This is a genomic window from Collimonas sp. GW821-FHT07E08, from assembly GCF_059418905.1.
This window is the reverse complement of the sequence record NZ_JBWKQR010000034.1, coordinates 1-9,441: the sequence shown is the minus strand read 5'-3', so window position 1 is coordinate 9,441 and position 9,441 is coordinate 1. Positions and strand designations below refer to the sequence as shown.

The window sequence follows — 9,441 nt, the reverse complement described above, 5'->3', positions numbered from 1 at the left end:
AAAGAGACCAACAACTTCTACAACATCAATCGAGATTATGATCCGCAGCAGGGACGTTATGTGCAGTCTGATCCAATTGGACTCGGCGGGGGCATTAACACGTATGGCTATGTAAACGGAAACCCGGTTAGTAACGTCGATCCGTTGGGTTTAAATGTAACGCCAATTTGTAACGGAAATGATTGCGTCAACCCGCCAGTCGATGCAACTGCTAATGGTCCTGCACCAAGCCCCAACAAGTTGCCAAATGGATTAGACAAAGAACCATCGCTATTGGATCGCCTATTAGGTCGGGATAAGAAACCTAAGAAATATAGTTGTGCAAAAATTGAACCAAGCTTAGGTGCGTGCCACGCTTGTTGCGCTTCACGTAGTCCGGGTCAGTATATGCAAGAACAGGGCACATTATGCCAACAGGCTTGTAACGATGCTTGGGGAATATCGAAGAACGAATCAACTTTGAATAGCTGTTCTGCACAATAAGGATATGGTAATGAAAAAAAAGGCGCTTATTAGTTCTCTTATTGTTTTTTTTGCGGTAGCTTGCGGACTTTCTTTTTGGCTGGGAAAGGAAATTGCAGAAAAAGAAAAAAATAAATTTATAGAAAATTTATCATTGAATGCACTTGGAAATACATTACTGGTGCTTCGGTATTTTGATGAAAACCAACAGGGCGAAGCACAGCATTTTTTGCAAGCAGAGACGAGTGGGTTGTTAAGTTGGTTGATTGAGCTTGATCAAACTAATAGTACACCTGAATTTCTTAAACAACGCTGCAAAGTATTGAATACTCTTAAGCAGTATCGTGAGAAACATCAGCTATCCACATCAAATGATTGGGTGGAATTATCAACGCAGCCTGATGCAAAAGAGGAAGAGGCAAAAAGGACAAAATATTTGAATGATCTTGCATGTGGCAAAGATGTCTTCTTCAAAATTCAGTCAAAATAATTTACTGTTAGTGTCGACGGTTGACCATAGTGAGATTATAGAGAAAACGTCACGATTGTCGAAAAAATGGAATCAAGGAGCTGGTGGCTGCTCGATAAAACTGGTGCTACGCAGTATTTCGATTTTGGTCGGTATGGTGGACCATACGGCGACGTGAGGGGGCCATTCGACGTTGGAACGGTAAAGTTTGATGATAATGGGATGCCAACGCAGGAATCATGGGATGCAATTAATAAAACTATGTCCGATCGCTATGGCAAAGGAACCTCTCCCAATTCGATTTACAACGGGGACGCCGACGCAAGCAAAATAACTGAATTTGCGCTAGATAGGCACGCCAAGTATCCATATACAATTAATCCATTTAGTAAGAATAAATTCAACGTTTGCGATACCTTCGCAAGAGATGCATTGAAAGCGGGTTCAAAATGAGAACACTTGCGTTGACGGGCCTCGCTCTAATTTTGAGTGCGGCAACGATATTTTTCTTTTTCCGTGGACTCGATTCTGCTATGGAAATTGACAGTCTAAAAGCACAGATTCATCTTCAAAGGAAAGAAATGCACTTTTTGCAGAGTATTGCGAATAATGCCCTTTCTTCCTGCAAAACAACTGTTGCGAGTTTCGAGTCCGTCGTTCGCGCAAATGACCGTAATGTATTGTGGCAGGGCGACGATGCGTTGGTAGGGCCATTCCGGGTGAAGAAGAAGGATTTTTGCATTGTGAGTATCGAGGCGGTTGCCGGGCTTTAACGCGGAATGTCGTCCCACTAAGTCGCAATGATCGGCTCCGATCATTGCGACATATATGGATACGTCGGTGGAAATCCAAATGGTTTGATCGGTTCGATGAGCGCCGTCGGCAATCCGTACGATAATGCTCAGGTGGAGAATTTCATGAGGACGCTCAAGGTGGAAGAGGTCTATTTGGCTGGTTATGAAACATTTGCCAATGTCACGGCACGTCTGCCACGCTTTATTGAAGAAATTTACAATGTCAAGCGCATGCACTCGGCGCTTGCCTACATGTCACCCAATCAATTCGAGGCGGAGTACGCACTACAGGCGACTTGATTTTTTACTTCCCCAGATCAATCGCAGAGGTTCATTCCACTGCCAGCTTCGCCGGAACACGCAGAAATGACAACATTATGCCAACCACCAAACCGAAAGCTGCATAAATGCTAGGTTTACGGCGGGTTCGATTCCCGCCGCCTCCACCACTATCAAACGGTCTTAGACCATTTTAGACAACGTAAACATTAGCTCCCCAGCAAGTGGATATTGTGTCAGGTTGTCTAAGATGGTCTCAAGATTCTCCCATTTCTCTCCCAACTTTCACCCAAATTTTGCGACGTAGACGGCGCATTGCCGCTCTTCGCTGCTGATACGAGCGCCATTTCCTTGCGTCTCGCATTTAGGGATATTGACGGTAAAAATCATTAACATGGAGCAACCAATAATGTTAGGATAACTTTATTTTCCACTTGGAAATATAGATACCCTCCAGAGAGGGTGGGCTGACAAGATCTTACTGACGTGGATATCTCTCAGAGGTATCCACGTCTTTTTATGTCTGAAAAAGGGATGGTGATGGCGAGAACTGGGAAAACAAATGCGTTGCCGATGTTGGCGGTCGCAACTAGATGTGTTGACGTCGTGATAAATAAACACGTTACATCACGCACTCTTGGCTCTTCTCCATTCAAAACGAATCTTTTCAAATGGCTCAGTAATTCCCCCGTAAATAAGCGGTCAGTAACAAATTACAGGGGCTGTTCAATGCGCGTCGGAACCATGATCAGATCGATTAGCAGAAATGGATTCAAATTTAGGAATTCAATCACTCTGGCAGCAGTTGTATTTCTGCAGGCGATGCCATTGATGGCTCATGCGGAAAACTATTACTGGATTGCTACCAGTGCTCCAAACTTGGGATTTAGCGTGCGTTTTGGCTCGGCTCTGGAGGCATGTGGTCCCATCTATGCATATTGGCAGGGTGCTACCTATACTCCCGATGGCGTCAGTTATTTCAAATCGCCTCCCAATCAGAATGCGTACTGCTGTTTCTCAATTACCGGCAGCAATAACAAGAGTTGCAGTTCCTATGTGACGCGCTGGGGCAGCCAGTGCCCGGCAAACACCACAGAAAACACGACGACCGGTATTTGCGAAGCAACGTGCCAGGCCCCGCAAAAGCTAGATCCGGCTTCGGGGCGCTGTATTTCCCCACCGACGAGCTGTCCCGCTGGTGCAGAAGGACAGACGCTGGCGCAATGTCAGCCAAACAAGGACGCACCGAAATCATGTCCTAGCGTATACACCGACAGTCCAATCAATACCCGTACCGGCAACAAGTACTGGTCCGAGACAGACTATCAATCAGCGACGGTGAGCGGATTGAAATTCGTTCATCAGTACAACAGCACCAATACGGCAATTGCAGGCGCCTTGGGAATAGGCCGACGTCACAATTTCGAAAGCAGTATTACCGATGGCCTGACCATCAATGGCGCTGCCGCCGTCCTGGTGGCACGACCGAACGGCAACGCCTACGCTTTCACGCGTAACGGCAATCTGTATGCATCCCAGGACAAGGATGTCACTGACAAGCTGACCGGCTTGTACGACGGCCAGGGGAATGCGCTCGGATGGACATACTATGTTGCCGCAGACGATTCGATAGAGATGTATGATGCAAGCGGCAGGTTGTCAAATATTGCCGACCGTACGGGCAGGGACACAATTCTTGTTTACAGTGACCCCGGCACGCCGGCCAGTATTGCCCCTGTCCCTGGACTGTTGAACAGAGTGCGGGATGCATTCGGTCGCCAGTTGAACTTCACCTGGGACAGCAACAGCCGCATTGCCACTATGCTCGATCCGGCCAATCAAACATATCAGTACGCCTACGATACGAACAACAATCTGGTATCGATCACCTACCCTGATACCAAAGTCAAAACCTTCCAGTACAACGAAGCGGCCTACACCGGTGGAAACAACCTGCCGCACGCGCTGACCGGCATCCTCGACGAGAATAGAACGCGCTACGCCAGCTATTGGTACGATGCCCAAGGCCGTGCCTATGCCGAGCAGCATGCCGGTGGCGTGGATCAATACCAGATTGAATTCGGCAGCGATGGCAACAGCAGCACGATCACCGATCCGATGGGAACGGCGCGCACCGCCAGCTTCGCCTCGATCCTGGGGGCAAGCAAGGTGACTGGACAATCGCAACCCGGCGGTGCCGGCTGCGGCGCAGCATCGGACGCTGTCACCTACGATGCCAATGGGAACGTGGCAAGCAGGACGGATTTCAACGGCAATGTCACGAAATACCTCTATGACCTGAACCGCAATCTCGAAACTTCACGCACCGAAGCCTTTGGCACTCCGCAAGCCAGAACCATCACGACAAGCTGGGATTCCTATTACCGCCTGCCTGCGGCCCTCTACGAACCACTGCGCAGGACCGGTTACACCTACGACACATCCGGCAACCTGTTGAGCAAGACAGTGCAAGCCACCAGCGATACGACTGGCACCCAAGGTTTGTCGCCAACGTTGATCGGCACTGCGCGTACTTGGAGTTACACCTACAACAGCGTCGGCCAGGTATTGATTGCTACCGGTCCCAGAACCGATGTGGCGGACAAGACCACCTATACCTACGACACCTCGGGCAATCTGAGCACGATCACCAACGCCGTCGGTCAGGTCACGACGCTGTCGAACTACGACGCCAATGGCCGGGTGGGATTGATTGTCGACACCAACGGTGCCACCACGGCACTGACTTACAGTCCACGCGGCTGGCTGACCGGCAAGACGGTGACGTCTGGCGGTACGGTGGAAACCACCATATACGGCTACGACGGCGTCGGCCAGTTGACCCTAGTCACGTTGCCGGATACCTCGACGATCAGCTACACCTACGATCCCGCCCACCGTTTGACCAATATCGCCGACAGCCTCGGCAACAGCATTGCCTATACCCTGGACAACATGGGTAACCGAATCAACGAGCAAGTCAAAGATCCAAGCGGCGCCTTGGCGCGTCAAACCAGTCGTGTGGTAGATACCTTGAATCGCTTACAACAGATCACAGGAAATGGATTATGAACGATGGTCTTACAAAATCGGCTTCCTGGATGCACACAATATGCATATCTTTGATGAATCGTATTTTCCAACATATTTGTATGTCGTATTGCGGGGTTTCAGGGCAAGTAAAACATTTTCTTATTCCGGTAGTAGCTTGCGTGGCTTTATGTTCTTCTTCTGCGTTTGCAGCGAACACGGGAGATAGCCCTATTAATCAACCGCCATCGCCGTATCCTTTTTCTCCGACTATTGATTATGCGCATGATGCTTGCTACGTACTGAGTGTTGGGCAATATGCGTCCACGCGCAATGATGGAGATCGTGCGGTTGTTAGTGGCAGTGATTATTTTGCCAACCCAAATACCTATGTGGCGGCAGGGTGGCAACTTGTAAATTGGTGCACAAATCTTCCCCATGATGCGGCCGGGTTTTATCCCGCAGGATTGTGGCATCCTAGGCCAATTTGCGGCCCTAACTCAACTGCCGCCAGTGCGCCTTCTGGCAGCCCTCCTGACGTGACAATGGTTTGTCGTTGGACTTGCCCCGATAACCAAACATATTTAGATGGACAATGCCAAGCCGTCAAACAAAATGGCTCCCCCTGTGCGTCCGGCGCACCTCATACGCCATATCCAATCCATGCCGGCACTGGTAACAAGTACTGGTTGGAGACCGACTATGCAATATCTGGCTCAAATGAACTCAACTTCAATCGTCAGTACAACAGCTTGAACAATGGCGCCGTAACAACGTTGGGAACGGCTTGGCGCCATAACTATGATCGTTCTATCAGCCTGGGTACTAGCATCAACAACGTCAATGTTGTCCTTGCGATTCGCCCTAGCGGAGCCGCCTATTCCTTCGCACTCAGCAGCAATCGCTATGTTTCTCAAGATGCAGATATAAACGATAAACTCAATTCACTGACAGATACCAACGGTAATGTCATTGGCTGGACGTATGGCGCCGCAGCCAACGATTCGCTAGAGACCTATAACGCAGCTGGAAAACTAATTTCAATCCAGGAAAAATCTGGCCTGGTACAGACGTTCACTTACAGCGATACCACGACGCCAAGCACTGTTGCGCAAATCCCCGGCCTGCTTATCCGCGTCAGCGATAGCTTTGGCCATCAGCTCAGCTTCGTCTACGATTACAATGCACGAATTGTCGCCATGACGGATTCAGTGGGTCGTCAATACCTTTACAGCTACGATATCAATAACAATCTCGCATCGGTGACCTACCCGGATGGTAAAGTAAAAGCATACCTGTACAACGAAACATCCTACACCGGCGGTACCAATCTCCCCCACGCTCTTACCGGTTTGCTCGACGAAAATAATATCCGTTACGCAAGCTACTTCTACAATGCCCAAGGTAAAGCCTATTCAGAGCAACATGCTGGCGGTGTAGATCAATATCAATTGACATACAATCCAAGTAGTACTGTAATTACAGATCCATTAGGTACAGCACGTACCCACAACTACCAAACAATTCTTGGCGTCATCAAGGGCAATGGTCAGTCGCAACCTGGCGGTGCGGGTTGTGGACCGACATCTAATGCCGTGGTTTATGACGCCAACGGCAATGTCGCGACTCATACAGACTTCAATGGCACTATCACCACATACAGTTACGACCTGACCCGTAACCTGGAAACCAGTCGGGTGGAAGGATCGGGTACGGCACAAGCCAGAACGATCACGACTGCCTGGCACGCGACTTATCGTCTACCTTTGACAGTCGCCGAGCCGAAGCTGTTGACGACCTATGTTTACGATACCTCTGGCAATCTGCTGAGCAAGACAGTGCAAGCCACCAGCGATGCGACAGGCGCCCAAGGTTTGTCGCCGACATTGGTGGGGGCTGCGCGTACCTGGAGCTATACCTACAATACCGTCGGCCAGGTACTGACTGCTACCGGTCCCAGAATCGATGTAGTTGACAAGACTACCTATACCTACGACACCTCGGGCAACCTGAGCACGATCACGAATGCCGTCGGTCAAGTGACGACTCTGTCGAACTACGATGCCAACGGCCGGATAGGATTGATCGCCGATGCCAATGGCGCCACGACGGCGTTGACTTACAGTCCACGTGGTTGGTTGACCGGCAAGACGGTGACGTCTGGCGGTACAGTGGAAACCACTACGTATGGCTACGATGGCGTCGGCCAGTTGACGCTAGTCACGCTGCCGGATACCTCGACGGTCAGCTACACCTACGATCCGGCCCACCGTCTGACCAACATCGCCGACAGCCTCGGCAACAGCATCGTCTATACCCTGGACAACATGGGTAACCGGATCAATGAGCAAGTCAAAGATCCAAGCGGCGCCTTGGCGCGTCAAACCAGTCGTGTGGTGGATGCCTTAAATCGATTACAACAAATCACGGGAGCAGTGCAGTGAGGAGAGCAAATGGGAATGCTGCTGGAGAAATTGGTGTCCAATGGAATTTGCTTCAATTGATTGAATTGCGTTGGATCGTATTGACGTTGCTTTGTTTACTGTCGCTTTTCAACATGACATCAGGTCAGGCACGCGACACCGACCCGCATATATTTTATGTAAATGCTTGGTGGACCGATAGCGACAAGCAAGGAAAATTTGATACGCCAGAAGAAGCCTTTGAAGTGAACAAGGCAACTTTTATGGCTAAATATCCAAACCTCACGGTTTTGGATCTGTACGCTCCCCCCGATCAAAGCGCATGGTATAACGGCGTGCCGCAAGTTTTTAATATGCACTATGTGGCAGCAGGTGATCCAACTGTATATTGGACTAGTGCGGTCCTCACTAGCTACGAGTGCAATAGGGATATGAGGGTTAACGGCGGTGGCGCACCTCACTATACGATAACCTGTACACCCAATCTCAACACACAAAAGCCAGAACCGCAGAGTTGTCTTGCATTGGGTAAGCCAATCTATCCGTCTACTGGAATAGAAAAGTTGACCGAAACCGACTATGCCGGCAGCGGTGCCAACACTTTACGATTTTCTCGTACATACAGGAGTGACCGAAATGCCTGGGTAAATAATTACCAGGTGGCAGGGGTAGATTTCACAGCACCGCAACAAACTATCAATGCCAATCTTATTTATTCAGGATGCTACCCAAGTATTGGAGATCAAACTGGGAGACCATATTGTTTTGCTTATGTACCAACCGGACAGCCAAACGATTTTGCCGTCCAGCGCGGAAATGGCCGTATGCTCGCGTTCGGTACTACAAGCAACCTCAACCCCGCTGTCGATATTAACGACCGAGTCGCCAAAACTACCGACGGTACCGGCTGGAAGGTCTACAACGCGGACAATGATGCGACGGAAATTTACGACTTAACAGGTCGTTTGCAAACCAATACTGCGCGTGATGGCCAAGAGCAGACGTTGACCTATTCGAATGCCACTACGCCAGTTGCGATTGCCCCAAAACCCGGCTTGCTCATTCGTGTAACTGATCATTTTGGCGCCCAGTTAAATTTCACCTATGATGCTGCAGCGCGCATGATAAAAATGATCGACCCTGCTGGGGGTCTTTATATCTATGCCTATGATGAAGCCGGTTCCAACAGTCCGTCCGCCAACAATTTAACTTCCGTAACCTACCCCGATGGCAAGAAGCGCATCTATTGGTACAACGAACAAGACAAAACCGCCAACACGTATTTGCCGGTTGCGTTAACGGGGATTACAGATGAAAACTCTGCTCGCTACGCTACCATCATGTACAACAGCGCTGGCAAAGCGGTTTCCACCGAATTAGCTGGGGGAGTGCAAAAATTTGCAGTGAGCTACCCAAACCTTTTTACTCAAAGTATTGCAACCGATCCGCTTGGCACCACTCGCACTTATAATTTCCAAAATATCCTTGGCGTCGTGAAAAGTACAGGTCAATCGCAACCAGGCGGTGCTGGTTGTGGTGCAGCATCGTCGGCCGTCACATATGACGCCAACGGCAATGTTGCCACCAGCACTGACTTCAACGGCAGCGTCACCACCTATAGTTACGACCTGACCCGTAACCTGGAAACCAGTCGGGTGGAGGCGTCGGGGACGGCACAATCCAGAACGATCACGACCGCCTGGCACGCGACGTATCGTCTGCCGTTGACTATTGCCGAGCCTAAGCTGTTGACGACCTATACCTACGATACTTCCGGCAATTTGTTGAGCAAGACCGTGCAAGCCACCAGCGATGCGACAGGCGCCCAAGGTATATCGCCGACGTTGGTGGGGGCTGCGCGTACCTGGAGCTACACCTACAACACAGTCGGCCAGGTATTGACTGCTACCGGTCCCAGAACCGATGTTGCGGACAAGACCACCCATACCTACGACAACTCGGGCAACCTGAGCACGATCACCAA

At 50.0% G+C, this 9,441-nt stretch carries 7 protein-coding genes and 1 pseudogene; all 8 read left to right on the top strand.

Features of this window, described 5'->3' with window-relative positions; genetic code table 11:
• On the top strand, positions 1 to 483 hold a 483-nt coding region (locus tag AC07RZ_RS23860; RefSeq protein ID WP_494669838.1), incomplete at its 5' end, for an RHS repeat-associated core domain-containing protein.
• A gap of 10 nt (positions 484 to 493) precedes the next feature.
• Entirely contained in the window at positions 494 to 952 is a 459-nt protein-coding gene (locus AC07RZ_RS23855; RefSeq protein WP_494669837.1) for a hypothetical protein, read from the top strand.
• 66 nt (positions 953 to 1,018) lie between these two features.
• Complete coding sequence (locus AC07RZ_RS23850) at positions 1,019 to 1,384, top strand: hypothetical protein (RefSeq protein WP_494669836.1); 366 nt, start codon at positions 1,019 to 1,021, stop codon at positions 1,382 to 1,384.
• Positions 1,381 to 1,704, top strand: a complete 324-nt coding sequence (locus AC07RZ_RS23845) for a hypothetical protein (RefSeq protein ID WP_494669835.1) — start codon at positions 1,381 to 1,383, stop codon at positions 1,702 to 1,704. The genes AC07RZ_RS23850 and AC07RZ_RS23845 overlap by 4 nt, the downstream gene beginning before the upstream one ends.
• Before the next feature lie 93 nt (positions 1,705 to 1,797).
• Positions 1,798 to 2,025, top strand: a pseudogene (locus tag AC07RZ_RS23840) (integrase core domain-containing protein); the annotation flags it as partial.
• 708 nt (positions 2,026 to 2,733) lie between these two features.
• The gene (locus AC07RZ_RS23835; RefSeq protein ID WP_494669834.1) at positions 2,734 to 5,076 is read left to right on the top strand and encodes a DUF6531 domain-containing protein; all 2,343 of its coding nucleotides are present in this window, start codon (positions 2,734 to 2,736) and stop codon (positions 5,074 to 5,076) included.
• Positions 5,073 to 7,478: an RHS repeat domain-containing protein gene (locus tag AC07RZ_RS23830; protein WP_494669833.1), complete on the top strand. Its 2,406-nt coding sequence runs from the start codon at positions 5,073 to 5,075 to the stop codon at positions 7,476 to 7,478. The genes AC07RZ_RS23835 and AC07RZ_RS23830 overlap by 4 nt, the downstream gene beginning before the upstream one ends.
• The coding region (locus AC07RZ_RS23825) for a hypothetical protein (RefSeq protein ID WP_494669832.1) at positions 7,475 to 9,441 on the top strand (1,967 nt) is incomplete at its 3' end. The genes AC07RZ_RS23830 and AC07RZ_RS23825, both read left to right, overlap by 4 nt.